Source organism: Mycobacterium cajalii, from assembly GCF_045809005.2.
Classification (GTDB): domain Bacteria; phylum Actinomycetota; class Actinomycetes; order Mycobacteriales; family Mycobacteriaceae; genus Mycobacterium.
Genome location: NZ_CM141436.1, coordinates 956,329 through 981,000, shown reverse-complemented (window position 1 = coordinate 981,000; position 24,672 = coordinate 956,329). Strand labels below are relative to the sequence as shown.

Below are 24,672 nucleotides of genomic sequence, written 5' to 3'. Positions count from 1 at the left end.
AGCTACGCCAGAATGGCCGACGCGGTGGCCCGGCCGAAGATCTTTTTACCCCCGGTGGTGGCCGTGAGGGCAATGGTCACCGACTTGGTCTCGGGATCGACCGACTTGACCTTCCCGCTGAACACGAGCTCGGCGCCCTTGCCGTCGTTGGGCACCGGCACCACGGCGGTGAACCGCACGTTGTACTCGGTGACCGCCCCGGGGTCGCCGACCCAGGACGTCACGTATCCCCCGCCGATGCCCATGGTCAGCATCCCGTGCGCGATGGCGGTGTCCAGCCCGACGACCTTGGCGATCTCGTCGTCCCAGTGAATCGGGTTCAGATCGCCGGAGACCCCCGCGTAGTTCACCAGGTCCTGGCGCGTCAGCGGGTAGATCTTCTCCGGCAGCTGGTCGCCCACCTTCACCGAACTGAACTCACGTAGTGGCATGTGCAAATCCCTCTTCTCCGTTGTCGCCGGCACGGCCGGCCAAGGTCGTGTAGGTCTCCTGAACGACCTCGCCTGCCTCGTTGGTGACGATGTTCCTCGTCACGATGATCTGGGTGCCGTGCGCCTCACGCACCGAGTCCACGTAGACGTCGCAGTAGAGCTTGTCGCCCACCACGATGGGCCTCTTGAACTTCAGAACCTGGTCGACCTGGACGATCTGCTGGTCGGTAACCGCGACGTTGGCATGCTCGAAGAACGCCGACTGCGCCCGATAGCCGAACACGCTGATGAACGTCAGCGGCGCCGTCAGAGCGTCATACCCGAGCTCGGCGGCCGCCTTTTCCTCGAAGAACGCCTCGTCATCGTTGTGCACGGCGACCGCGTATTCGCGGATCTTCTCGCGTTCCACCTCGTAATGGTCGGGATAGCGGTAGTGCATCCCGACGATCCTCGTCAACGGCACGGCGTTCGAACCTACCTAGTCGATCTGGATATCCACTCGCGTGTCGGCGCTAGCGGGTCTCGCGGTGCGCCTGGTGCTTGCCGCAGTTCGGGCAGAACTTCTTCAGGTCCAGCCGGTCGGGGTCGTTACGGCGGTTCTTCTTGGTGATGTAGTTGCGGTGCTTGCACACCTCACACGCCAAGGTGATCTTGGGCCGTACATCGGTGCTGGAAGCCATGTCCCGTTCTCTCTCGAAAATTGTTGTGTTGTAGCGATGGCCGGACTCGAACCGGCGACCTAACGATTATGAGTCGTTCGCTCTAACCGACTGAGCTACATCGCCTCTGTACGCCGCCAGCCTGCCCGGCGTCCGCCGAGCCCCCTAACGGAATCGAACCGTTGACCTTTTCCTTACCATGGAAACGCTCTACCGACTGAGCTAAGGGGGCCGTTCACCCGAATCGACCGGTGATGCCGCGGGCCTAGAAGAGGGTACAACCCGGCTCGCGGCGTCACCAAACCACGTGCGGATTCCGTAACCGGGCGACGAGAACTGCCCGACGGCGGAACAACGGGCTGACGAGGAGGATCACCCCCGATTCTCGCTGCGGCGGGGTTCCCACGCGCTGAGGTCGCTGAACTCGTCGTACTCGTCGTCGGGTGGTTCGCCCTCCCCGGCGTCACCCTCGTTGAGCAGGGTCCGGAGCGCGAGGTGAACGGCTTCGCGCGCATCTGCCAGGCCGTACCGACGAATCGCCTCGTCGACCAGATCGGTGTCGATCACGATCTCGACCTTCTCCCTCATGCGCCAACGATACCCGGTGCATACAAGCGCAACCGACACTCACGGAGCATCCGCAGAACGCGTCGCCCGCGCTGCCGCACGGCTGCGGTCGGCGCATCCCGGGCGAGTCCTAGTCTGATGGGGTGTCAGAGGACCGTCTCTACTTCCGTCAACTGCTCTCCGGTCGCGACTTCGCCGCCGGCGATGTGGTCGCGACGCAGATGCGCAATTTCGCCTACCTGATCGGCGATCGACAGACCGGCGACTGCGTCGTCGTCGACCCGGCCTACGCCGCCGGCGACCTGGCCGACACGCTGGAGGCCGACGGCATGCACCTGTCCGGGGTTCTGGTCACCCACCATCATCCCGACCACGTGGGCGGTTCGATGATGGGCTTCGAATTGAAGGGCCTGGCCGAGCTGCTGGATCGCAAGGCCGTGCCCGTGCACGTGAATACCCATGAGGCACTGTGGGTCTCGCGCGTGACCGGAATCGGGATGAGCGACCTGACCACCCATGAGAATCACGACAAGGTCGCCGTCGGCGACATCGAGATCGAGCTGCTGCACACCCCGGGACACACGCCGGGCAGCCAGTGCTTTCTGCTCGACGGCCGACTGGTCGCCGGCGACACGTTGTTCCTGGACGGCTGCGGGCGCACGGACTTCCCCGGTGGGGACTCCGACGAGATGTACCGGAGCCTGCAGCGGCTGGCCACGCTGCCCGGCGATCCGACGGTGTTTCCGGGGCACTGGTACTCGGCCGACCCGAGCGCATCGCTGTCCGAGGTCAAACGTTCCAATTACGTGTACCGCGCCGCCGATCTCGAGCAGTGGCGAATGCTGATGGGCGGCTGAGCGGCACCCGCGGGCGCCCGGTCCCGTCGGAGAGTTCCCCGGTCGGCGGTGTCCGGAAGCATTTACGATCGACCCGGCGAACGGCCCGGCGCACGACCACGGCGAGATGAGCGAAGGGTGGATTCCTTGGGGCGGATCCAGAGCGGCCGGCACGGGGTCCTCGACGCGGGATCGGGCTTCTGGCGATCGAACTGCTGACCACGCACGACCTGGCGAAGCGGGAGAAGCAGAGGCTCGAACTGCTGCGCGGCCTCTTGACCTACTTCCACTATGCGAGCAAGGAGACGCGTCCCGAGGTGTTCCGCGCCGAGATCGAACGGATCAACGGCGCCGTGCGTGAGACCCAGGACAGGTGGCGTTCCCGACAGCTCGACCAGCCCACCGACGTCAGCCTGCGCTGCGGCGACGCCCAGGACGAGCTGGGCAGGCACCGCGGTCAGCACGTGTGACACCCGGTCCGCCGGGGTGCTCGACGGTCGATCTGATTCAATCGACTCCGCTGTCCGTATCGAAGGAGCACCCATGACCGGCCCGGTCGTCTACAGCCTCGAGGATTCCGTCGCCGTCATCCGGATGGATGACGGCAAGGTCAACGCGCTGGGCCCGGCGATGCAGCAGGCGCTCGGCGAGGCGATCGACCGGGCCGACCGGGAGAACGCCGGGGCAGTGGTGATCGCCGGCAACGACCGGGTCTTCAGCGGCGGGTTCGACCTGAAGGTCCTCACCTCCGGCGAGGTGCAACCGGCGATCGACATGCTGCGGGGCGGCTTCGAACTGGCGTATCGGCTGCTGTCCTACCCGAAGCCGGTCGTGATGGCCTGCACGGGCCACGCGATCGCGATGGGGGCCTTCCTGCTGTCGTCCGGCGACCACCGGGTGGCCGCCCACGCCTACAACATCCAGGCCAACGAGGTCGCGATCGGCATGACCATCCCGTATGCGGCCCTGGAGATCATGAAGCTGCGGCTGACGCGTTCGGCGTACCAGCAGGCCACCGGCCTGGCCAAGACGTTCTTCGGGGAGACCGCCCTCGCCGCCGGTTTCGTCGACGAGATCGTGCTGCCGGAGATGGTGCTCAACCGCGCCCAGGAAGCCGCGCGGGAATTCGCCGGCCTGCACCAGCGCGCCCACGCCGCGACCAAGTTGCGGGCCCGCGCCGACGCGCTGCAGGCCATTCGCGCCGGGATCGACGGGATCGAAGCCGAGTTCGGGCTGTAGAACTGCGGCGTGTGAGGAAAGGGGCGGCTGCGGGGCAACCGCCCCCAACCACCTCCTCCGTCAACGAGTCTGGCACGTCGGCGCGCTCTCGTCACGCCACCCTGCATATCGCTCGACAGGCCGCGATCACGTCAAGGCAGGCGGACCCCAGGATGGGGACGGGCCCTGCGCCGCCCCGGGATGCGGCAGCCGCGATCGCCGCCACCACGGAACCCACCGAGACGCCCGACACCCGGTAGGTCGAGTATCCGGCGTCCATGAGCCCGGTGATGGCGCCTACCAGTCCCATGAACTTGACACCCCCCGCCGGAGAGGATGAGGTCGGCACGTTCCGGCCGGTGTGCCCTGCCCGGCATTCAGTCCTCCGCTGAAACCCATTGGTATGGAAGGAATTTGCCGTCGAACTTCACGACGACGCGGTCGCCGGACGGGTGCGGTTCCTTGTGCAGGTCGACGCTGAAGTTGATCGCGCTCATGATCCCGTCGCCGAACTGCTCGTGGATCAGCTCCTTGAGGGCGCCGCCGTACACCTGCAGCGCCTCGTAGAAGCGGTAGATCGTCGGGTCGGTCGGCACCGCGGTCGGGAGCCCGCCGCGCATCGGCGGAGCGGCCAGGAGCGGCACCGCCGATGCGTCCAGGCCCAGCATCTCCAGCAGGATTTCGCCGAACTCGGCGGGCACCGGCTGCTGGCCGAGCAGGGCGGACGTGGTCCACACGACCGGTCTGCCGATGGCGTCGGCCAGCTGCTGCCAGCTCAGGCCTCGCGCCAGGCGGGCCAGGACGATCTGTTCGGTGAGTTCGTGTCGGTTCATCGCCCCAGCATGCACTCCCGCGATCGGCGCGCGGGCGGGGACGCGGGGGGACGCTGCCCCCGTCGGATCTTCAGCCACGAAGATCGGGGCCGCCATGCGGATTGTCGTGGACCTGAACCGCTGCCTGGGGTACGCCCAGTGCGCGCCGCTGGCCCCGGAGGTGCTCAAGCTCAGCGGCGACGAGCCCGACGAACCCTATGACCGACCGCCGCTGTCCAAGTAGGTCCTGACGGGCTGTCCGCCGGCCCGTGGGGTGTGGGGTGCGACGCCGGGTGCCGCGCGTTCGACATCAACGGGGTGGTCACCGACCACGTCTTCGTCGCGGGCGACATCGCGCGCTCCCCACGTGCTCTACGCCTACGAGTTCCTGGCGATGGAACACTGGGACAACGCCGTGCTGGGCGCCCGGGTCGCCGCCCACAACATGGTCTGCGACGAGGTCGACCGGTGAGCGCACCTGTTGATCGCGCTGGCCCACGATCCGCGGGTGAGTTCGGACCCCCGCAAGACCCGGCCGCGCCGATGTCGCCGAGCGCGATCGTCAACAACGCCATCCTGCTGTTCGTCGCCGGTCATGACTCGACGGTCAACCTGATCTCGCATTGCGTGCTGACCGTGTTGCGCAACCTGTGGTCCATCGAGTTGCTGCGCGGCCGGCCGGAATTGGTCCCGGGCGCCATCGAGGAGGTGCTGCGGCTGCAGTCTTCCGTGCAGTTCTTCCCGACCCGATCGGCGCTGGCCGACATCGACATCGCCCGCACCACGATCCCCAGGGGTCGCCGATCTATCTCATGTACGGCGCGGCAAACCGCTATCCGCGCCGCTGCACCGACCCGAACGCCTTCGACCCGCAGCGCCCCGTGCACAACGCGCGGCTGGTCGAAGATCCCCCGCCGTACCGGACCAGCCAGGTGTTCCGGGGTCCCCGGCATCTGCTCGTCGATTACGACGAGGTCCGGCCCTGAATCAACCGGGCTCGGCGGCGCGCAGTCACGACTCGACCAGGCGCCGAAGGTTTTTCAGGCTCTCGTCCAGGGAGCGGCCGACCCAGAACGCGGCGACCCGGTCGGCGATCAGACCGAGCAGTCCACCCTCGGAGCTGTAGGCGAGCCGGAAGGTCACCGCGGTGCGGCCGGGCCCGGCGTCGCGCAACCGGAACCTGCCGCGCTGCGTCACGCCGGTGATGTTGATCCAGGCCAGATCGCGCCCGGTGTCGAACTCCACCACCTCGGCGACGCCGCCCACCGGGATGGACCCGATCTTCCACAGCACGGTGTAGCGGGCACCCACCCGGGCGGGGCCTTCGGTCAGCGTCTCCCAGCGCTCCAAGTGGGGCAGCAGGGCGGGATAGCGCCCGGGGTCGCTGAGCACCTCCCAGACGGCGTCGCGGCCGGCGTTGACGACGATCTTGCGTTCGACGCGCATCAGCCCAGCACCGGGTATCGTCGCTCGGCGGCCAGTCGGTCCACGCCCGCCTGCAGGCTGGCGATCACCTCGTCGTAGACGGCCGAGTCCGGCACGTCCGGGTCGCGCACCGTGATCGGCTCCTGCACCTCGACCACGATCTTGGCGGGCAGCGGGATGTGGCCCAGCAGGTCGCCGACGTTGAGGCCCCACGGCAGCGCCAGGGAGACGGGCAAGCTCTTGAGCCGCGCGATCTTGTCGAGCCGCAGCAGCCTGGCCAATCCCTGCCCGCGGGTGAGGAACAACGCCGTCTCCTGCCCGCCCACGGCGGCCACCGGCACGATCGGCACGCCGGCGTCGCGCGCGAGCCGCACGAAGCCCATCCGGCCGCCGAAGTCGACGACGTGCCGCTGCCACGACGGGCGGTACACCTCGTAGTCCCCGCCCGGGTACACCAGGACCGCGGCACCGGACTCCAGTGCCAGGCGGGCGTTTTCGGGGCTTGCCGCCACGGTGCCGAACTTGCGCAGCCAGCGCAGCGGTGGGTACGCGGTGACCAGGTTGTGCGCGAGCTGATAGAACGGGCGCTCCACGCCGAAGTACGAGCAGAAGGCCAGGGTGAACACGAACGTGTCGGGCGGCACGTTGCCACCGCTGTGGTTGCCGACCAGCAGCACCGGCCCCTCCGGCGGTATCCGGTCGAGGTGGCGCACATCGGCACGGAAATACAGCGAGGCCAGCAGCCACGTGCCGGGCAGCTGGTCGCGGATGAAATCGGGGTCGCGCTGATCCAGGTCGGCCCTGGGCACCCGGTCGGTGAGCTGCCTTCTGGCCCAGTCCAGGGCGTCCGCGGCACCGACCATGGTCAAAGCGTCGCACACATCGCCGGCCCCGCGGTCACCACCGCCCGCGATGGACGACCTCCCCGAAGGGGCGCCGGTCGGGCCTGCGGATCGGGGTCAGCGGGCGATCGGCGGGATATCCGACGCCGAGCATGAACGCCACCAGGTGGCCGTCGGGTACGCCCAGGATCTCGCGCGCCCTGTCCTGGTCCCCCACCGCGGAATGGCCGGTGCCGACGCCCAGGTCGGTGGCCGCGATCATCATCGCCATCGTGGCCTGGCCGATGTCGTAGGAATCCGTCACCTTCCTACCCATGGTGCCAGCACGCCCCGGGCGTCCGGCACCCGATCCTCCCGCTCTGTCGGTCCGGCGAGCTAATGTGCAGCCCGATGGCGCTTCATCTGCACCGTGCCGGGCGCACCGACCGGTTGGCCGACGGGCTCGCGGCCCTGCTGGCCGACCCGTTGCCGGACCCGTTCGCCGAGGAACTGGTGCTGGTGCCGGCCCGGGGCGTGGAACGCTGGCTGAGCCAGCGGCTGTCGCACGTGCTGGGTCGCAGGCCCGGCCGCGCCGACGGGGTGTGCGCCGGGGTCGCGTTCCGCAGCCCCGCCGCGCTGGTCGCCGAGATCGCCGGCCGCGCCGACGACGATCCGTGGTCGCCGGAGGCGATGACCTGGCCGCTGCTGCAGGTGATCGACTGCTCGCTGGACGAGCCGTGGTGCGCAACCCTGGCAACGCATCTGGGCCACTTCGACACCGACGAGCTGGAGGCGGAACTGCGCCGGGCCCGCCGCTACGCGGTGGCGCGCCGGCTGGCCGGCCTGTTCGCCTCGTACGCCCGGCAGCGTCCCCGGCTGCTGGCCGGGTGGCTGGACGGCGGCGCCGGCGACGTGGAGGCCGACCTGGCCTGGCAGCCGCACCTGTGGCGGGCGCTGGTGGCCGTCGTGCCGGCCGATCCCCCCCACGTCCGGCACGAGAAGACGGTGGCCCGGCTGCGCGCGGGCCCGGCCGACCTGCCGGCCCGGTTGTCGCTGTTCGGACACACCCGGCTGGCGAGCACCGACATCGACCTGCTCGAGGCGCTGTCCGTCCACCACGATCTGCACCTGTGGCTGCCGCACCCCAGCGAACCGCTGTGGCGGGCGCTCGACGGGCTGCACGGCGTGGTGCCCCGCCGCGAGGACGGCAGCCGGGGCGCGGCGCATCACCCGCTGCTCGAGACGCTGGGACGCGACCTGCGCGAGCTCCAGCGCTCGCTGCCCGCCGACCCGGCCACCGACGAATTCCTCGGCGCCGCCGCCAAATCCGACACCCTGCTGGGCTGGCTGCAATCCGACATCGAGGCCAACGAGCTGTGCCCCGAAGGACGCGCGCTGCGGCCCGGCGACCGCTCGGTGCAGGTGCACGCCTGTCACGGCCCGGCACGTCAGGTCGACGTGCTGCGCGAAGTGCTGCTGGGGCTGCTCGACGACGACCCGACCCTGCAGCCCCGCGACATCGTGGTGATGTGCCCGGACATCGAGAGTTACGCGCCGTTGTTCGTCGCCGGCTTCGGGCTCGGCGAGGCGGCGGGCCAGGGCCACCCGTCGCACCAGCTGCGGGTCAGGCTGGCTGACCGGGCGCTGACCCAGACCAACCCGCTGCTCGGCGTCGCCGCCGAACTGCTCGCCCTCGCCGGCACCCGGGCCACCGCCGGCCAGGTGCTCAACCTCGCGCAGGCCGCCCCGGTGCGCGCGCGGTTCGGACTCACCGACGACGACCTCGACGCGATCACCGACTGGGTGCGCGAATCCAACGTCCGATGGGGATTCGACCAGCAGCACCGCCGGCCGTACGGGCTCGGCCACGTCGTGCACAACACCTGGCGTTTCGGCCTGGACCGCGTCCTGACCGGCGTGGCCATGTCCGACGACTCGCGGGCGTGGCTGGACACCGCGCTGCCGCTCGACGACGTCGGCAGCAACAAGGTCGAACTGGCCGGGCGGCTGGCCGAATTCGTCGAACGGCTGCACCACGTCACCGAAAACCTCGGTGGCACCATGCCGCTGAACGACTGGCTGGACGCGCTGACCGAGGGGGTGGGCCTGCTGACCCGCCCCGAGGACTCCTGGCAGGAGCCCCAGCTGCAGCGGGAGTTCTCGGAGGTGTTGCAGCAGGCAGGTTCTCGCGGTTCGACACCGCTGCGGCTGGCCGACGCCCGCGCGCTGCTCGATCAGCACCTGGCCGGGCGGCCCACCCGGGCCAACTTCCGCACCGGCACGCTGACCGTGTGCACCATGGTGCCGATGCGCTCGGTACCGCACCGGGTGGTGTGCCTGGTCGGGCTCGACGACAAGGTGTTCCCCCGCCACCACGTCCCCGACGGCGACGACGCGCTGGACCGTGACCCGCGCACCGGCGAGCGCGACATCCGTTCGGAGGACCGGCAGCTGCTGCTCGACGCCATCGGCGCGGCCACCGAAACCCTGGTGATCACCTACACCGGCGCCGACGAGCACACCGGCCACCCGTGCCCGCCGGCGGTGCCGCTGGCCGAGGTGCTCGACGCGCTGGACCGGACGACGCAGGCGCCGGTGCGCGAGCAGGTCGTGACCCGTCATCCGCTGCAGCCCTTCGACGTCCGGAACGTCAGGCCGGGGGACCTGGTGCCCGGCCGGCCGTTCACGTTCGACCCCGCCGCGCTGGCAGCGGCCGAAGCTGCAGCCGGGACGCGTTATGCGCCAAACGCTTTCATCAGCGGTCCGCTGCCGGCGATGTCTCCCGCCGACGTTTCGCTGGCCGACCTGCTGGATTTCTTCAAAGACCCGGTCAAGGGGTTCTTCCGCGCGCTGGACTGCACACTGCCGTGGGACGTCGACACCGTCGAGGACGCGATGCCGGTGGAGATCGACGCGCTCGACGAGTGGACGGTCGGCGACCGGATGCTGCGCGACATGCTGCACGGAATGCATCCGGACGCCGCGGCCAATGCCGAGTGGCGCCGCGGGACGCTGCCACCGGGCCGGCTCGGCATGCGCAAGGCGATGGAGATCCGCGACCGCGCGCGCGACCTGGCGGTGGAGGCATTGCGGTATCGCGACGCCGACGGCGACGCGCACGACGTCGACGTCGCCCTCGGCGGCGGCCGCCGGCTCACCGGCACGGTCACACCGGTTTTCGGGTCGCGCTCGGTGGCGGTGAGCTACTCGAAGCTGGCGCCCAAGCACGTGCTGGCGTCGTGGATCGGACTGGTCGCGCTGGCGGCGCAGCGGCCGGGCCAGGAGTGGACGGCGCTGTGCATCGGCCGCGGTAAGAGCAAGAACCGTATCGCGCGAAGGTTGTTCGTGCCGCCGCCGGACCCGGTGGGGGTGCTGCGCGACCTGGTGGCGCTCTACGACACGGGTCGGCGGGAGCCGCTGCCGCTGCCGTTGAAGACGTCGTGTGCGTGGGCCGAGGCCCGCCGCGACGGCGACGATCCCCGCGCGGCCGCCCAGCACAAGTGGCGCAGCGCCGACTTTCATCCCGGCGACGACGCCGAGCGGGCACACGTGCGGGTGTGGGGCAACCGCGCGCCGCTCTCGCTGTTGCTGGGCCCGCCCCGCCCGGGCGAGGAGGCGCCCGGCGAGGACACCCGGCTGGGCGCGCTGGCGGCGCGGGTGTGGCTGCCCCTGCTGGCCGGCGAGAGGAACCCGTGATGGACCGCTTCGACCTGATGGGCGCGCTGCCGCCCGAGGCCTCCACCACCGTGCTGGAGGCCAGCGCCGGCACCGGCAAGACATTCGCCCTGACGGGGCTGGTGACCCGCTACCTCGCCGAGACCGGCGCGACACTCGACGAGATGCTGCTGATCACCTTCAACCGCAACGCGAGCCGGGAACTGCGCGACCGGGTGCGCGACCAGATCGTGCAGGCGATCGCCGCACTGGAGGGCCGGGTGCCGCCCGGCAGCGATCTGGTCGCCCACCTGGTAGGCGCCGGCGCAGGCGAGCGCGCCCTGCGGCGGGCGCGGCTGCGCGACGCACTGGCGAACTTCGACGCGGCCACCATCGCCACCACGCACGAGTTCTGCGGCGCGGTACTGAAATCCCTCGGCGTCGCCGGCGACACCGCCATCGGCGTCCGGTTGCAGGAGAACCTCGACGACCTGGTCCGTGAGATCGTCGACGATCTCTACCTCGCGGAGTTCGGCCGTCAAGAGGGCGACCCGCTGCTGAAATACCACGAGGCGCTGGGCCTGGCCCGCACCGTGGTGGGCGACCCGTGCGCGCAGCTGCGCCCGCTCGATCCCGAGCCGGGCGGGGCGGCCGAGGTGCGGCTGCGCTTCGCCGCCGCCGTCCAGGTCGAGCTCGAACACCGCAAGCGCCGGTTGCGCATCCTCAGCTACGACGACCTGCTCACCCGGCTCGCGAAAGCCCTTGACGCACCAGACTCCCCGGCTCGCGACCGGATGCGGCGGCGCTGGCGGATCGTGCTGGTCGACGAGTTCCAGGACACCGACCCCGTCCAGTGGCGGGTCCTCGAGTGCGCGTTCGGCGGGCGCGCGACGCTGATCCTGATCGGCGACCCGAAGCAGGCGATCTACGGCTTCCGCGGCGGCGACATCTACACCTACCTCAGGGCAGCCCGCAGCGCCGGGGCGCGCTACACGCTGGACGTCAACTGGCGCAGCGACAAGGTCCTCGTCGACAGCCTGCAGACCGTGCTGCGCGGCGCGACGCTGGGCCACCCGGACATCGTCGTGCGCGACATCCGCGCCCACCACGACGGGCACCGGCTGGCCGGCGCACCGCACAACGCGCCGTTTCGGCTGCGCGTGGTCACCCGCCCCGCCCTGGGATACACCGGCACCGACACCATCCCGATCGACGTGCTGCGCGGCCACATCCCGAAAGACCTGGCCGCCGACATCGCGGCGCTGCTGACCGGCGACGCCACCTATGCCGGGAGGCCCGTCGGGGCGGGTGACGTCGCGGTGATCGTCGAGAGGCACGAGGACGCGCGCGCGTGCCGTGACGCGCTGGCCGCGGCGGGCGTGCCGGCCGTCTACACCGGCGACACCGACGTCTTCAAGTCCCGGGCCGCCGAAGACTGGCTGTGCCTGCTGGAGGCCTTCGACGCGCCGCAGCGCAGCGGGCTGGTCCGCGCCGCGGCCTGCACGATGTTCTTCGGTGCGACCGCCGAAACCCTTGCCGCCGAGGGTGATGCGTTGACCGACCGGGTGGCCGGCACGTTGCGCGAATGGGCCGACCACGCCCGCCGGCGCGGGGTGGCGGCGGTGTTCGAAGCCGCGCAACTGGCCGGCCTGGGCCGGCGCGTGCTGGGCGAGCGCGGCGGTGAACGCCACATGACCGATCTGGCCCACATCGCGCAGTTGCTGCACGAGACGGCGCACCGCGAGCACCTGGGCCTGCCGGCGCTGCGGGACTGGCTGCGGCGTCAATGCGACGCCCGCAGGGGCGTCGCCGAACGCGACCGCCGCCTCGACAGCGACGCCGCGGCCGTACAGATCATGACGGTGTTCGTGGCCAAGGGTCTGCAGTTTCCGATCGTGTACCTGCCGTTCACGTTCAACCGCTACGTCGGCACCGGCGACGTCCTGCTCTATCACGACCACGACGACGCCCGCTGCCTGTACGTCGGCGGCAAGACCCGCGGCCCGCAACGCCAGGCGGTCGAGGAGTTGCAGCGCGCCGAGGAGGCGCGCGCCAACATCCGGCTCACCTACGTCGCGCTCACCCGGGCGTGCTCCCAGGTGGTGGCGTGGTGGGCGCCGACCCGCGACGAGGTCAACGGCGGGCTCTCGCGGCTGTTGCGGGGCCGCGCCCCGGGCGGGGCGGAGGTGCCGGACCAGTGCGCGCCCCGGGTCACCGACGCGGACGCCTGGACGCTGTTCAAGGGGTGGGAGGCCGCGGGCGGCCCGTCGGTGGAGGAGTCCGAGATCGTCACGGCCGCGGCGGCCCGAACTCCGTGCTGCGCAGACGTTCTCGCGGTACGTCACTTTCACCGGACGATCGACACCGCGTGGCGGCGCACGTCGTATTCGGCGCTGGTGCGCGCGGCCGAGGTGTTCGGCGTGGCGAGCGAGCCCGAGGCCGGCGCGCGCGACGACGAGGTGGAGGCGGTCGTCGTCACGGTGCCCGGGGCCGGCGGCGGCGCGGATCCGGCCTCCCCGCTGGCCGCGATGCCGGGCGGGGCGGCGTTCGGCTCGCTGGTGCACGCGGTGCTCGAGACGGCCGACCCGTCGGCGCCCGACCTGGCCGTCGAGCTGACGGCGCAGGTGCGGCGGCAGTCGGCGTGGGGGCCCGTCGACGCCGACGCCGGCGCACTGGGCGCCGCGCTGGTGCCGATGCACGACACACCGCTGGGACCCCTGGCGCCCGGCGCGACGTTGCGGCAGATCGGGGTGCGGGACCGGTTGCGGGAGATGGACTTCGAGATCCCGCTGGCCGGAGGCGACCTGCACGGCGGCGCCCCCGATGTCCACCTGCGCGACGTGGGTGAGCTGCTGCGCGAGCACCTGGGCGCCGCCGACCCGGTGGCGCCCTACGCCGACCGCCTGATGTCGGCGGCATGGGGGGCGCAGCCGCTGCGCGGGTACCTGGCGGGCTCGATCGACGCGGTGCTGCGGCTGCCCGGGCAGCGGTACCTGGTCGTCGACTACAAAACCAACCAACTCGGCGACACCGCCTCCGACTACGGCTTCGCGCGGCTGGCCGAGGCGATGCTGCATTCGGACTACCCACTGCAGGCGCTGCTGTATGTCGTTGTGGTGCACCGTTTTCTGCGGTGGCGCCTGCCCGGCTACGACCCCCGGGCGCACCTGGGCGGGGTGCTCTACCTCTACGTGCGCGGCATGTGCGGAGTGGACACCCCGGTGGTCGACGGGCACCCGTGCGGCGTCTTCAGCTGGCGCCCGCCCGCCGGGCTGGTGATCGCGCTGTCGGATCTGCTCGACGAGGGGAGGCGGGCCGCGTGACGGCCACCGAAGCGGAGGTCGCCATCGGCGCCACCGGTGCGCTGCGGGGCTTCAACGAGGCCGGCGTCCTGGATGTCTCCGACATCCACGTGGCGCAGCGGCTCTGCGCCCTGGGCAAGGAACCCGACGAACGGGTGGCACTCGCGGTGGCCCTGGCCGTGCGTGCGCTGCGGGGCGGGTCGGTGTGCCTGGACCTGCCGACGGTCGCCGAGACGGTGGGCTCCGTCGGGTTGCCTTGGCCCGACCCCGCGGCGTGGCTGTCGGCGGTGCGGGCCAGCCCGTTGCTCGGTGAGCCGCCGGTCCTGCGCCTGGATGCGGACCGGCTGCTCTATCTCGACCGGTACTGGCGCGTGGAGACGCAGGTGCGCGACGACCTGCTCGCGCTGCTGGCACGGGGGCCGGCGCCCTCCGTGCCCGCCCCCGAGCGACTTTTCCCCGCCGCGTACCCCGAACAGCGCCGGGCCGCCGAAACCGCGCTGTCCCAACCGGTCACGGTGCTCACGGGCGGCCCCGGCACCGGCAAGACGACGACGATCGCGCGGCTGCTGGCACTGGTGGCCGAACGGGCCGAGCTCGCCGGGGACCCGCGGCCCCGCATCGCGCTGGCCGCGCCCACCGGCAAGGCCGCCGCCCGGCTGCAGGAGGCGGTGGCCGATCAGTTGGCCGGGCTTGCCGCGGTCGATCGCGCGCGGCTGGCCGAACTGAACGCGGTGACGCTGCACCGGCTGCTCGGTTCCAGGCCCGGCAGCTCGACCCGGTTTCGCCACGACCGCTCCAACCGGCTGCCGCACGACCTGATCGTCGTCGACGAGATGTCGATGGTCTCCCTGACGCTGATGGCGCGGCTGCTGGAGGCCGTGCGCCCGGACGCGCGGCTGGTGCTCGTCGGTGACGCCGACCAACTGGCGTCGGTGGAGGCCGGGGCGGTGTTGGCCGACCTGGTGGACGGCCTGTCCGCGCGCGACGACGTCCGCGTCGCGGCGCTGCGCACGTCGCACCGCTTCGGCGGATCGATCGGCGCGCTGGCCGACGCGGTCCGCGTCGGGGACGCCGACCGGGCGCTGTCGGTGCTGCGCTCGGGTGCCGCGGACGTCGAGTTCCTCGAGTGCGGGGAGGGCGAGGACCCGTCGCAGCGCCTGCGTGCGGTGTTGGTGTCGCACGCGCTGCGGCTGCGGGAAGCCGCCCTGCTCGGCGCCGCCGACGTCGCGCTGGCACGGCTGGACGAGCACCGCTTGCTGTGTGCGCACCGGCGCGGTCCCTTCGGTGTGGCCCACTGGAACGCCACGGTGCAGCGATGGATCTGCGAGGAGACGGGCCAGCCGCCGTGGTCGGACTGGTATGCGGGACGTCCGCTGCTGGTGACGGCGAACGACTACGGCCTGCGCGTCTACAACGGCGACACCGGTGTGACCGTGGCCGGCCCGGACGGTCTGCGTGCCGTCATCGCCGGCGCGACCGGCGCGCTGAGCTTCGCGACCGGCCGCCTCGGTGACGTCGAGACCATGCACGCCATGACCATTCACAAGAGCCAGGGCAGCCAGGCCGAGGAGGTGACGGTGCTGCTGCCGCCGGAGGATTCGCGGCTGCTGACGCGGGAGTTGTTCTACACGGCCGTGACACGCGCCGAGACCAGGGTCCGGGTGGTGGGGTCACCGGATGCGGTGCGTGCCGCGATCGGGCGCCGGGCCGTGCGGGCGACGGGACTGCGGCAACGACTGCGGGGCTGACGCCCCGCGACGCTCAGCGGGTGGGCTCGTCGGAAATGACGCCCACCTGTTCGAGGTAGGAAACCACTTCCTCGGCCAGCAGGTCCGGGTCTTTCTGCGCGTCGAGCCTGATCTCGGGGTTCAGCGGGGCTTCGTAGGGGTCGTCAATTCCGGTGAATCCCTTGAGCTCCCCGGCCCGGGCCTTCTTGTAGAGGCCTTTGGGGTCCCGGTGTTCGCAAACCTCGAGGGGGCAGTCCACGAAGATCTCGATGAAGTCGCCCGCGGCCAGGGAGGCGCGGACCCGGTCGCGGTCGCGGCGATAGGGGCTGATGAAGCCGGTCAGCGCCACGATGCCGTCGTCGCAGAACAACTGCGCCACCGCACCGATGCGCCTGATGTTCTCTTCGCGCGCCTGCGCGGAAAAGCCCAGCCCGAAGCGGCGGGCGAATTCTTCGCCTTCCGCATCCCCCGAGTCGACCCCGTCGGACACTAACATGCCGCCGGGATCGGTCTCACGGCCCGGCATGCGGGTGTGAGAATTCCGGTCAGCATGGTCGACATGGTTGGTGAAGACGAATCCGCGCCGGCGCCGCGGCGGCGCCACGTCGTGCGCCTCGCCGCGTTCGCGGGCTTTCTGCTCGTGCTGTTCTATCTGGTGGCCGTGGCGCAAGTCATCGACGTGGGGCGGGTGCGCAGCGCGGTCGCCGCGACGGGTCCGGCGGCGCCCCTGGCCTATGCCGTGGCCTCGGCCGTTCTCGGCGCGGTGTTCGTGCCGGGCCCGATCCTCGCCGCGGGCAGCGGGCTGGTGTTCGGGCCTCTTCTGGGGATCGGCGTGACGCTGGGGGCCACTGTGGGCACCGCGGTCGTCGCCGCCTTCGTCGGCCGTCGCGCCGGCCGCACCAGCGCGCGGGCGCTGCTGGGACCGGCGCGCGCCGACCGGCTCGACGCGCTGATCGAACGCCGCGGCCTGTGGGCGGTCGTCGGCCAGCGATTCATCCCCGGCCTCTCCGACGCGCTCGCCTCCTATGCGTTCGGCGCGTTCGGAGTTCCGTTGTGGCAGATGGGCGCCGGCGCGCTCATCGGTTCGCTGCCCCGGGCTTTCGTCTACACCGTGCTGGGCGCGTCGATCGGGAACCTGTCGTCGCCGTTGGCGTACTCGGCGATAGCGGTGTGGTGTGTCACCGCCATCGTCGGCGCGTTCGCGGCGCGGCGTGGATATCGGAGATGGCGCGGGCATGCGGGCCACCCCGAGGAGGGCGACGCCCCGGAACCGGAAGCCGGGGCCTGACTTCGGCTCCGGCGGCTTCGGTCACCCGCTGAGCGCACCCGGGCCGAATCAGCCCGTCCGCCCCAGCATTTCCTTCCACCCGTCGTCGCCGAGATGACTCGAGTTCTCCACGGAATACACCACCCCGTCGGGCCCGACGACCTTGCCGCTGCGCACGTCGTACGTCGCGGTCGGGATCGCGTTCGGGGTGTAGACGCACGGGTTGGGCTGTTGGCCGTTGCACTCGACGGTCCCCGAACCCGGCCGCTGCGGCGGATCGCTGCGCGGCGGCGGCGTGCCCGGCACCCGGTCCGAAGGCAGCGGGTTGAGGCCGTTGTCGACCGACGGCGCCGGGATCACGTTGCCCGGCTTGACCGGCTGGTCGCAACGCGCGCCCGGCGCGGGGCAGGTGAGGATCTGATCGGGGTTCCCGTACCACGGATTGGTACCCATGGGCACGTAGGGTTTGGGGCTGCGGCACTCGCGCGGGGTCGCGGCGCGCTTGCCGGGCACGTCCGCGCACGGGTAATTGCGCGCTCCGCGAACCACATTCGCCGCGTCCATGGGGATCTTGCAGTAGGTGCCGGCCGGCAGCGGCGCGACGGTGGTGTCAGCCGGTGCCCGCCACTGGGAGGCCGGCAGGAATCCGGTCAGGCACGGCGGTGGCTGGTTCAGCGCGATCGCGCCGACGCCCAGGTTGGCCTGGCCGGGAGATTGCGCGGTCACCGACTGGGCGATGGACGCCGACTGCGGCAAGAACACCAACGCCTGCTCGACGCCGTGGTGATAGCGCTTGAGCATGTCGAGCACGACCTCGAGGTTGGCCAGCGTCTGCGGCAGCGACTCCCGCACGTCACCGAACGCGGCGTTGACCTGCTCGGCGGTCGGCGCCGCGTTGGCCAGGATGTTGCGTATCGCGGGATCCTGCCGGGCGGTCTGCGCGGCCAGCGTGTTCAGATTGGCGGCCCACCGCCCGATGTTGTCACCGGAATCGGCCTGACTGTCGATGATGGGCGCCGAGCGCGCGATGATGTCGTCGATGTCGTCGAGGCTGCCCCGGAAGTCGTGCGCGATGCCCTGGGCGGAGTCGACCAGCCGCCGCAGCGCCGGCCCGAGCCCCCCGACGGCCTGGGCCGTCTCGTGGAGCAGTGCGGCGACCTTGTCCTTGGGCAGCACCGCCAGGCCCTCGTTGGCGGCGTCGAGCGCCGGGCCGATCTGGCTGGGCACGGTGGTCTTGGTGATCGTCTGCCCGTTGCGCAGGAACGGCCCGCGGTTGCGGCTCGACACCAGGTCGATGAACTGCTCGCCGACCGCCGAGACCGAGTGCACGTTGGCCGACGCGTCGGCGGGGACCTGGTAGCGGTTGTCGATGCTCATCGCCGCGCGCGCGCCGCGCCGGGTCGGGTCGACACCGGTGACCTTGCCGATGGTGATGCCCCGGTAGGTGACGTTGGCCGTGCGATACAGGCCGCCGGACTGCGGCAATTCGGCATACACCATGTACCGCCCGACGCCGGCCAGGCTCGGTATCTGCAGGTAGTACCAGACCAGGACGACCACCGCGGCCACGGCGACCCCCGCCAGCACCACCAGCTGGGCTTTGATCAGGCGGGTCAACACCTTTCAGTCACCCCTTTCCACCAGCGGCCCACCCGGGGCATCGTTCGGGTTGGGCGTGTAGCGGACGTCGGGGATCATGGTTTCCGGATCCCGTCCCCACGACTGCTCGAGGGCCCGCAGGGCCCCGGAGAAACCCGTTCCACTGAGCGTGGTGTTGTCGATGGTGGAAAGTGTCAGGTCGAGCGTGGCGGACACGTTGATGTAGTCGCCGCGGATCACCTGCGTCACGTCGTCGATGTTGAACGGCGCCGTGAGGCCCAGCTTCAGCGCGCCCACCACGTACGGCGAGGCCCGGCCGAGCTGCTTGAGCGGCCGCTGCAGCGACGCCAGGCTCTGGTGCAGGTTGGGCCGGGTGGCGACCAGCGCCCGGTTGGCGGCGTCGCTGAACCGCCCCAAAGACTCGGTGGCGTCGGCGAACAAGACCCGGGTATCGGCGAAATGCTGTATCAGCGGCGGGATCTCGGTGAGCACCCGTTCCAGCGTGTCCTTACGGTTGGCGACGATGGCCAGCAGTTGGTTGCTCGAATCGATGGCACGGGTCAGGTCGCCGCGCTGCCGGTTCAGTTCGCCGGTGAATGTGTCCAGGCGCCCGAGGAATTCGCGAACCTGGTCGACGTGGCCGTCGAGGATGTCGATGACCTCGGACTGGATCGCGTCGAGGTTCGGAATCCCGCCGCCGTTGAGGATCACCGCGATGCTGGCCAACGTCCGTTCGACGGTGGGGTAGGCCGAGGCGTGCTTCAGCGGGATGGTGTCGCCGCTCCGCAACGGTTGCGGTGACGGGTTTTTCGGCGCGGCCAGCTCGACGTGCTGGGTGCCCAGCAGGCTGGTCTGACCGATTTTCGCGGTCGCGTTGGCCGGCAGCCGCACGCCGGGGTCCACGTCCAACGTCAGGGTCGCGATCCAGTTCTTCAGCCTGATCGCACGCACCGTGCCGACCCACACGTCGGCTACCCTTACCCGGCTGTTGGTGTTCAGCGCCAGCGTGTCCGGCATCTGCACATAGATCGTAAGGTGGTCGGCGCCCGTGCCCTGACCGATGGGCAGCGGCACGTTGGCGATGCCCCGCCAGGTGCACGACGTCAACATCACCGGTACCAGCAGGACGGCCAGCACCCACGCCGGCCGCCGGCCGCCTGCGCGTACCGCGCTCACGCCGCGCCTCACTGGCCCGGCCCCGGGTGGGCGGGCTGCGGATACCACGGCGGCGGAAGCGGATTGGACTCGTCATAGGCGTTCGGCGGACCGGGCATGTTGACACCCGGCGGCGGGGGCGGGGCATCCGGGCCGCCCATGAGCTCGGCCAGCGATTCCGGGGTGAGCATGTTCGCCGTGGGCGGCTGCACCGGCGTGCCCTGCATGCCGGGCGCGACGACCCAGCCGGGCTCGTGGTTGCCGTGCGCAAGCGGTGTGTCGCGCGCGAAGATCCCCGGGACGGTGGTGTCCTTGTACCCCGGCGGGGGGTGCAGCCGCTCCTCGGAGTAGGCCACCTCCTTGGGCAGGGTGGCCGGCGAGTTGAAGAAGTTCGCGCCGGCGGGAAAATAGTTGAACTTGATGGCGTCCAGCACCGGCGCCAGATACTGCGCGCACAGCTCGGCCGAGTCCTGATAGCCCAGTCGGCTGCCGGCCTGGATGGCACTGCAGACGAACTGAAGCGGGTTGGCGAAGTTCGGGAACGCGAACAGGCCCACCAGCGAGCTGTTCAGCGGGTGGTAGAGGTTGTTGAAGTTGCCCGCGAAGGTGGGCAGCACGTGCAGCGCGGTTTCCAGGCCGTCGCGCGGCTCGGGCTGCAGGATCGTGGTGGTCACGTCGGCGAGGTTGCCGACGTCGTGCGCCAGCGCGGACCGGTTGTCGCTGACGAACTTCCGGGCGGTTGCCAGCACGTCGTCGATCCGGCCCACCGTGTCCGCCACGTCATGGTCGGATCTGGTGAGCCAGCCGGTGAACTCGGCGAGGTCGGCGTTGAGTGCGACGAACTGCCGGTCGTTCTGGTACAGGGCGCCGACGAACTGCGCGAGGCTTCGCGTGATCGCGACGAAGTCGCCCCGGCCCTCGTTCAGGGCGGTCAGCGCCCGCGACAGGTTGTTCAGGGTGTCGTTGACCTGCTTGCCTTTTCCGGCCAGGTTGTCGGCCGCCTTTTCGATGACCTCACCGAACGGCCCTTTCGGCTGCCGGGCCGTCGGGCCGAGTTGGCGCAGGATCCCGTTGATGGAGTCGCGCAGCTGATCCCACTCGACGGGCACCTGGGTGCGCTCGATCGGGATCACCGCGCCGTCCTCGAGCACCGGCCCGCCGGTGTAGGGCGGTGAGAGCTGGATGGTGCGCGACGCCACCAGGCTGGGGTTCAGGATCGATGCCGTGGCCCGGGCGGGCACCTTGTACTTGTTGCTGTAGTGCAACGTGACTCGCATCTTGTCGCCCAGCGGCTCGATCGCGTCGATCGAACCGACCCGCACCCCCATGATCTGGACCTTGTCGCCGGGGTACAGGGCGAGGGTCTCGGGGAAATATGCGACGACCGTGGTGTTGGTCAGTTTCCGGTAGAGCTGCACCCCCGCGACCGCCGCGATGCAGACGAACACCACCGCGAGCACCCCGACGACCATTGCCCTGCCCGACACTTTCGGCAACCGCACGTTGCGAATGTCGAAGATGGTGCTCATGGGTGCTCACCGCCCGTCAGTGGTTGGGTGCGCGCCCCCGGTGGCGCGTGCGCCGGCAGGGGAACGGGGGTGCCCGGGACGTCCGGCGGCGTCTCGCCGGGCCGCGCCGCACTCGGTATCCCCGGTGTGGGCGCCGTCCCGTCGGGATTGGGCGGCGACGCCTGGACGTCCAGGGGCGCGGGGAAGCCGCCCGCGACGGTACCGAAGGGGCCTTGCTCGGACACCCTGCAGGGCAGCGGGTTTGCGGGCCGCGGCGACGCGTCTGCCGGCGGCGCGTACGAACACGGCGATCCCGGCGGGACGGCGGGTCCCGGATGATCCGCAGTGCCCTCCGACACCGGCGGCGCCGGCGGCGGCGCGCCGTCGGGGAACCGGGTCCCGTTGGGGTCGGGCCAGCGGAACGCCGGCAGCCCGGCGCTGCGCCAGAAGTTCTCCGGGTCGATGCCCCGCTTCTTGAACGCCGCGTCGACCCACGGCTGCAGGACTTGGTAGGGCAGCAGATTCGCCACGATCGCCTTGAAGAACGGCCCGGAGGCGACGGCCTCCGTCAGGGATGCGGTGTACCTGCTGAGCAGCACCAGCACATCGGCCAGTTCGTTCTTGCGTTTGACCAGCTCGTCGCTGACCGTGCCCAACTGCTGCAGCACGTGGTGCGCGCGGGGATTGTCGCTGATCAGCCCGGATACCTGGGCCGACACCGCCGACACGTTGCTGAGCAGAATCCTCAGCGCCTGGCTGCGCTCCCGGAAGGCGGCCAGCAGCGTCTCGGCGTTGACCAGCAGGCCGTTGACCTGTTCGCTGCGGTCGCCGAGGACGCCGGCGACCTTGTTGGCGTTGGCCAACAGCTGCTTGATCTGCTCGTCGCGCCCGCCGATGGTCTCGGAGAATCTGGCCACACCGTCGAGGGCCGCGCTCAGGTGCGGAGCGGTCTGGTCGAAGGTCTCCGACAAGACGTTCAGGGACCGCTTGACGAGGTCGATGTTCCAGTCCGTCGCCGCCTTCGTGACGTCGACGAACGCGTCGTAGATCTGGTAGGGCGTGGTGGTCTGTCCCGATGGGAGGATGCCGTTCGGCCGCAACGGTTCCGAGCCGCGGGGCTGGATCTGCATGTTCTTGCGGCCCAGAAAGGTGTCGGTGCGGATCGCCACGCGGCTTTGCGTCCCGATCCGTTTGCCGGGCAACGAGAATCCGATCAGGACGCTGTTCCCCCGGATCACCAGCGAGCGCACCAGGCCGACGTTCACCCCGGCGATCTCCACCCTGTCACCGGTGCTGATGCCGCCGGTGTCGGCGAACTGCGCGTAATAGGTCGGTGTGGCGAACAGCATCGGCACGCTGGTGAAGCTCTGCCCGACGCCGACGGCGAGCAGCGTGACCAGCGCGCCCATCAGCCCGACGCGGCCGCGGTTGACCTCCGTGAGGGTTCTCATTGCGGCGTGCACCTCCCGGTGGGCTGCCCGAACAGCTTGACGGTGCGCACCGGGCCGCCGGGCTGTAAACCGTTGACCTTGATGGCGATGTCGCAGAGATAGAAGTTGTAGAAGTCGCCGTAGATGCCGCCGGCGCGGCCGATCACGCGGTAGGCCTGAGGCAGTTTCTCGAGCACGTCGTCGAGGGCGGGCAGGTCGTCGATGAGCGGCTGCACGACGTCCTCGAGGTGTCCCAGGGTGCCGTGCAGCGCCGGCCGGTCGTCGCCCAGCAGGGCGGACAGGGTGCCCGCGGCGTCGCTCAGGTGTGCCGCCGCCGCGGCCAGCGGATCGGCCCGGTTCTTCAGCCCGGTGATCAGCAGTTCCAGGTTCGCGACCGTCCCGTCGAGCTCCTTCTGGTGCTTGACGGTGGTGGCCAGCACGGTGTTCAGGTTGGTGACGACCTCGCCGATCGCCTTGTCCCGGTCGGCCAGAGCGGCCGTCAGCGACGCGGTCTGGTCCAGGATGTCGTTGATGGTGGCACCCTGCCCCTGGAACACGGTGATGATCGAGGAGGCGATGCCGTTGACCTTGTCCGGGTCCAGCGCCTTGAACAACGGGCGGAACCCGCCGATCAGCGCGTCGAGGTCCAGCGCCGGCCGGGTGTGCTCGACCGGGATCGTCGCGCCCGGGGCCAGCCGCTCGCCGCTGTCGCCGCGGCCCAGTTCCAGGTAGCGTTCGCCGATGAGGTTGAGGTAGCGGATCGACGCCGTCGTCGCCCGGTCCAGCGGCAGCGAGCGGTCCACGGCGAAGTCCACCAGCACGCGGCTGTCCCCGGCGATCAGGGTCACCTTGGAGACCTTGCCGACCTCCACTCCCGCCGCCCGGACGAACTGGCCGGCGCGCAACCCGCTCGCGTCGGTGAACACCGCGGAATACCCTGTGGTGCGGTCGAACCGCATCTGGCCGAACACCACGATGATCACCACGGTGAACACCGCCAGCACCGACCAGAGGACGCCGAGTTTGATCGCTGTGCCGGTGGTTCTCATGGGTTGATCGTGTTCTCCCCGTATTGGCGGCCCCAGACGTATTCGGTGAACATCGGCTGGCCGAGCTCCAGGTGGTTGTACGGCGCGACGCTGGCACCGGTGTCCATCACCAGATACGGCGCCGGCCACAGGTCGCGGGTGATGGTCTGCCAGCAGCCCGGCTCGCCGCCGGGCCCGCCGCGTGCGTTGACCCGCGGCAGGTTGTCCGGATAGACATACGGATTGGGGGCCCCGACGACGGTTCCGGCGGCCGCCAGCGAATAGCCGTTGCCGCCGGCGGCGTGGGCGACTTTGGGTGCGGCGTCGTGAAAGTTGCGGATCGTGCAGAGCAGTTCGGGGCTGTAGGTGTCGAGCAGCCGCGCGGTGGGCACCAGATCGGCGGCCCCGCGCGACAGGTACGGCCCGCCCCGGGCGAAGATTTCTTCGCCGTTGCGCCCCACCCCGACCGCCGCCAGCAGCGCCGCGTCCAAATCGTTCTGCTGTCGGGTCAGTGTGCGCGCGGTGGTCACCGCGTTCCGCAGAAAGCCCCACAGGTCGGGTGAGGCGCCGGCGTAGACGTCGGCCAGGTCCGCCAGCCGCCGCACGTCGTGCCGGAACGCGGGCATGCGCGGATTCAGCTGCGCCAGAATCTGGTTGCCGTTGACCAGCGACTCCCCGAACTTGCCGCCCAGCCCGTTGAGCGCCTGCGCCAGCGCGGACAGCGTCGCGTTCAGCTCGACGGGGTCGACCTTCTCCGCCAGCGAGGTGACCGATTCGAACAACGTGTTGAACTCGGTCGTCACCGACCGCACGTCGATGACGTCGTGCGTCGAGATATGCTGCGGCTCCGGGTTCTTGGGCGCGCTCAACGCCACGTACTTGTTGCCGAACAGGGTGGCCGCCTCGATGTTGGCCACCACGTTGGCCGGGATCAGCTCGATATAGCGGGGGTTCACGTTCAGCAGCAGCCTGGCCGCCGGCCTGCCGTCACGTTCGATCTCCGAGATGCCGGCCACCCGGCCGATCGCCACCCCGTTGTAGGTGACCTTCGCCCCCGGTTCCATCACCAGCCCCGCCCGCGACGCCACCATCGTCAGCGGCGTCTTCGGTGTGAAGTCGCCGCGAAACTGCATGTACACCAACGCCAGGACCAGCCCGCAGGCCGACAGCAGGACCACGGCCTCCACATACAGCCACACGCGTCGGTCGGTCCGCATCGACGGCGTCGTCATG

At 70.5% G+C, this 24,672-nt stretch carries 21 protein-coding genes, 2 tRNA genes and 5 pseudogenes; 10 read left to right on the top strand and 18 right to left on the bottom strand.

Going from position 1 to position 24,672, the window contains the following annotated elements:
* Positions 1-2 precede the first annotated feature (2 nt).
* The 6 genes from hadB to ACJ512_RS04675 form a co-directional block, all read right to left on the bottom strand.
* Positions 3-431 carry a (3R)-hydroxyacyl-ACP dehydratase subunit HadB gene (hadB, locus tag ACJ512_RS04700; RefSeq protein WP_407685127.1) on the bottom strand — a complete coding sequence of 143 codons (429 nt, stop codon included), beginning with the start codon at positions 429-431 and terminating at the stop codon, positions 3-5.
* Complete coding sequence (gene hadA, locus ACJ512_RS04695) at positions 418-870, bottom strand: (3R)-hydroxyacyl-ACP dehydratase subunit HadA (RefSeq protein WP_407685198.1); 453 nt, start codon at positions 868-870, stop codon at positions 418-420. Before hadA ends, hadB begins: the two co-directional genes overlap by 14 nt.
* A 73-nt stretch (positions 871-943) precedes the next feature.
* Complete coding sequence (gene rpmG, locus ACJ512_RS04690) at positions 944-1,111, bottom strand: 50S ribosomal protein L33 (protein ID WP_067102879.1); 168 nt, start codon at positions 1,109-1,111, stop codon at positions 944-946.
* Positions 1,112-1,142: 31 nt separating this feature from the next.
* Positions 1,143-1,216, bottom strand: a tRNA-Met gene (locus ACJ512_RS04685).
* Positions 1,217-1,249: 33 nt separating this feature from the next.
* Positions 1,250-1,322 (bottom strand) — tRNA-Thr (locus ACJ512_RS04680).
* Between the two features lie 140 nt (positions 1,323-1,462).
* Entirely contained in the window at positions 1,463-1,678 is a 216-nt protein-coding gene (locus ACJ512_RS04675; RefSeq protein WP_407685128.1) for a type II toxin-antitoxin system VapB family antitoxin, read from the bottom strand.
* 122 nt (positions 1,679-1,800) lie between these two features.
* On the opposite strand from ACJ512_RS04675, the gene ACJ512_RS04670 reads away from it, so the two are divergent.
* The 3 genes and pseudogenes from ACJ512_RS04670 to ACJ512_RS04660 all read left to right on the top strand — a co-directional run bounded on the left by ACJ512_RS04670 (position 1,801) and on the right by ACJ512_RS04660 (position 3,732).
* The gene (locus ACJ512_RS04670) at positions 1,801-2,514 is read left to right on the top strand and encodes an MBL fold metallo-hydrolase (RefSeq protein ID WP_407685129.1); all 714 of its coding nucleotides are present in this window, start codon (positions 1,801-1,803) and stop codon (positions 2,512-2,514) included.
* A gap of 185 nt (positions 2,515-2,699) precedes the next feature.
* Positions 2,700-2,963 (top strand): annotated as a pseudogene (locus ACJ512_RS04665) (hypothetical protein); the annotation flags it as partial.
* Positions 2,964-3,036: 73 nt separating this feature from the next.
* Positions 3,037-3,732: a crotonase/enoyl-CoA hydratase family protein gene (locus ACJ512_RS04660; RefSeq protein WP_407685130.1), complete on the top strand. Its 696-nt coding sequence runs from the start codon at positions 3,037-3,039 to the stop codon at positions 3,730-3,732.
* A 178-nt stretch (positions 3,733-3,910) separates the two neighbouring features.
* On the opposite strand, the pseudogene ACJ512_RS04655 reads toward ACJ512_RS04660, so the two are convergent.
* Positions 3,911-4,088, bottom strand: a pseudogene (locus tag ACJ512_RS04655) (patatin-like phospholipase family protein); the annotation flags it as partial.
* A complete protein-coding gene (gene cynS, locus ACJ512_RS04650; protein ID WP_407685131.1) occupies positions 4,089-4,544 on the bottom strand; it encodes a cyanase in 456 nt (151 codons plus the stop codon).
* Between the two features lie 94 nt (positions 4,545-4,638).
* On the opposite strand from cynS, the gene ACJ512_RS04645 reads away from it, so the two are divergent.
* The 3 genes and pseudogenes from ACJ512_RS04645 to ACJ512_RS04635 all read left to right on the top strand — a co-directional run bounded on the left by ACJ512_RS04645 (position 4,639) and on the right by ACJ512_RS04635 (position 5,509).
* A complete protein-coding gene (locus ACJ512_RS04645; RefSeq protein WP_407685132.1) occupies positions 4,639-4,767 on the top strand; it encodes a ferredoxin in 129 nt (42 codons plus the stop codon).
* An 8-nt stretch (positions 4,768-4,775) separates the two neighbouring features.
* Positions 4,776-4,992: pseudogene (locus ACJ512_RS04640) on the top strand (FAD-dependent oxidoreductase); the annotation flags it as partial.
* Between the two features lie 343 nt (positions 4,993-5,335).
* Positions 5,336-5,509, top strand: a complete 174-nt coding sequence (locus ACJ512_RS04635; protein ID WP_407685133.1) for a hypothetical protein — start codon at positions 5,336-5,338, stop codon at positions 5,507-5,509.
* Between the two features lie 25 nt (positions 5,510-5,534).
* Here the strand turns inward: ACJ512_RS04635 and ACJ512_RS04630 are convergent, their stop codons facing one another.
* The 3 genes and pseudogenes from ACJ512_RS04630 to ACJ512_RS04620 form a co-directional block, all read right to left on the bottom strand.
* Positions 5,535-5,969: an SRPBCC family protein gene (locus tag ACJ512_RS04630; protein WP_407685134.1), complete on the bottom strand. Its 435-nt coding sequence runs from the start codon at positions 5,967-5,969 to the stop codon at positions 5,535-5,537.
* Positions 5,969-6,811 (bottom strand): lysophospholipid acyltransferase family protein, encoded by an 843-nt coding sequence (locus ACJ512_RS04625; protein ID WP_407685135.1) that lies wholly within the window; start codon positions 6,809-6,811, stop codon positions 5,969-5,971. Before ACJ512_RS04625 ends, ACJ512_RS04630 begins: the two co-directional genes overlap by 1 nt.
* 34 nt (positions 6,812-6,845) lie before the next feature.
* A pseudogene (locus ACJ512_RS04620) lies at positions 6,846-7,100 on the bottom strand (nitroreductase family protein); the annotation flags it as partial.
* An 80-nt stretch (positions 7,101-7,180) separates the two neighbouring features.
* Between ACJ512_RS04620 and recC the strand changes: the two are divergent.
* From recC to recD, 3 genes are read left to right on the top strand one after another with little or no spacing between them, the layout of a single operon-like run.
* Complete coding sequence (recC, locus tag ACJ512_RS04615; protein ID WP_407685136.1) at positions 7,181-10,465, top strand: exodeoxyribonuclease V subunit gamma; 3,285 nt, start codon at positions 7,181-7,183, stop codon at positions 10,463-10,465.
* The gene (gene recB, locus ACJ512_RS04610; RefSeq protein ID WP_407685137.1) at positions 10,465-13,746 is read left to right on the top strand and encodes an exodeoxyribonuclease V subunit beta; all 3,282 of its coding nucleotides are present in this window, start codon (positions 10,465-10,467) and stop codon (positions 13,744-13,746) included. Before recC ends, recB begins: the two co-directional genes overlap by 1 nt.
* Positions 13,743-15,473 carry an exodeoxyribonuclease V subunit alpha gene (gene recD / locus ACJ512_RS04605; protein ID WP_407685138.1) on the top strand — a complete coding sequence of 577 codons (1,731 nt, stop codon included), beginning with the start codon at positions 13,743-13,745 and terminating at the stop codon, positions 15,471-15,473. Before recB ends, recD begins: the two co-directional genes overlap by 4 nt.
* 13 nt (positions 15,474-15,486) lie before the next feature.
* On the opposite strand, the pseudogene cysC reads toward recD, so the two are convergent.
* Positions 15,487-15,918: pseudogene (gene cysC / locus ACJ512_RS04600) on the bottom strand (adenylyl-sulfate kinase); the annotation flags it as partial.
* A gap of 93 nt (positions 15,919-16,011) precedes the next feature.
* Here cysC and ACJ512_RS04595 point away from each other — a divergent pair.
* Positions 16,012-16,740, top strand: coding sequence for a TVP38/TMEM64 family protein (locus tag ACJ512_RS04595; protein ID WP_407685139.1), 729 nt, complete (start codon positions 16,012-16,014; stop codon positions 16,738-16,740).
* 48 nt (positions 16,741-16,788) lie between these two features.
* On the opposite strand, the gene ACJ512_RS04590 is transcribed toward ACJ512_RS04595, so the two are convergent.
* Genes ACJ512_RS04590 through ACJ512_RS04565 form a run of 6 tightly spaced genes read right to left on the bottom strand, consistent with a single transcriptional unit; the run spans position 16,789 to position 24,671 of the window.
* Positions 16,789-18,339: an MCE family protein gene (locus ACJ512_RS04590; RefSeq protein ID WP_407685140.1), complete on the bottom strand. Its 1,551-nt coding sequence runs from the start codon at positions 18,337-18,339 to the stop codon at positions 16,789-16,791.
* A gap of 3 nt (positions 18,340-18,342) precedes the next feature.
* The gene (locus ACJ512_RS04585) at positions 18,343-19,494 is read right to left on the bottom strand and encodes a virulence factor Mce family protein (RefSeq protein ID WP_407685141.1); all 1,152 of its coding nucleotides are present in this window, start codon (positions 19,492-19,494) and stop codon (positions 18,343-18,345) included.
* An 8-nt stretch (positions 19,495-19,502) separates the two neighbouring features.
* Entirely contained in the window at positions 19,503-21,002 is a 1,500-nt protein-coding gene (locus tag ACJ512_RS04580) for a virulence factor Mce family protein (protein WP_407685142.1), read from the bottom strand.
* A complete protein-coding gene (locus tag ACJ512_RS04575; RefSeq protein WP_407685143.1) occupies positions 20,999-22,432 on the bottom strand; it encodes an MCE family protein in 1,434 nt (477 codons plus the stop codon). The genes ACJ512_RS04580 and ACJ512_RS04575 overlap by 4 nt, the downstream gene beginning before the upstream one ends.
* Positions 22,429-23,460 (bottom strand): MCE family protein, encoded by a 1,032-nt coding sequence (locus tag ACJ512_RS04570; protein ID WP_407685144.1) that lies wholly within the window; start codon positions 23,458-23,460, stop codon positions 22,429-22,431. Before ACJ512_RS04570 ends, ACJ512_RS04575 begins: the two co-directional genes overlap by 4 nt.
* Complete coding sequence (locus ACJ512_RS04565; protein ID WP_407685145.1) at positions 23,457-24,671, bottom strand: MCE family protein; 1,215 nt, start codon at positions 24,669-24,671, stop codon at positions 23,457-23,459. Before ACJ512_RS04565 ends, ACJ512_RS04570 begins: the two co-directional genes overlap by 4 nt.
* Position 24,672 lies beyond the last annotated feature (1 nt).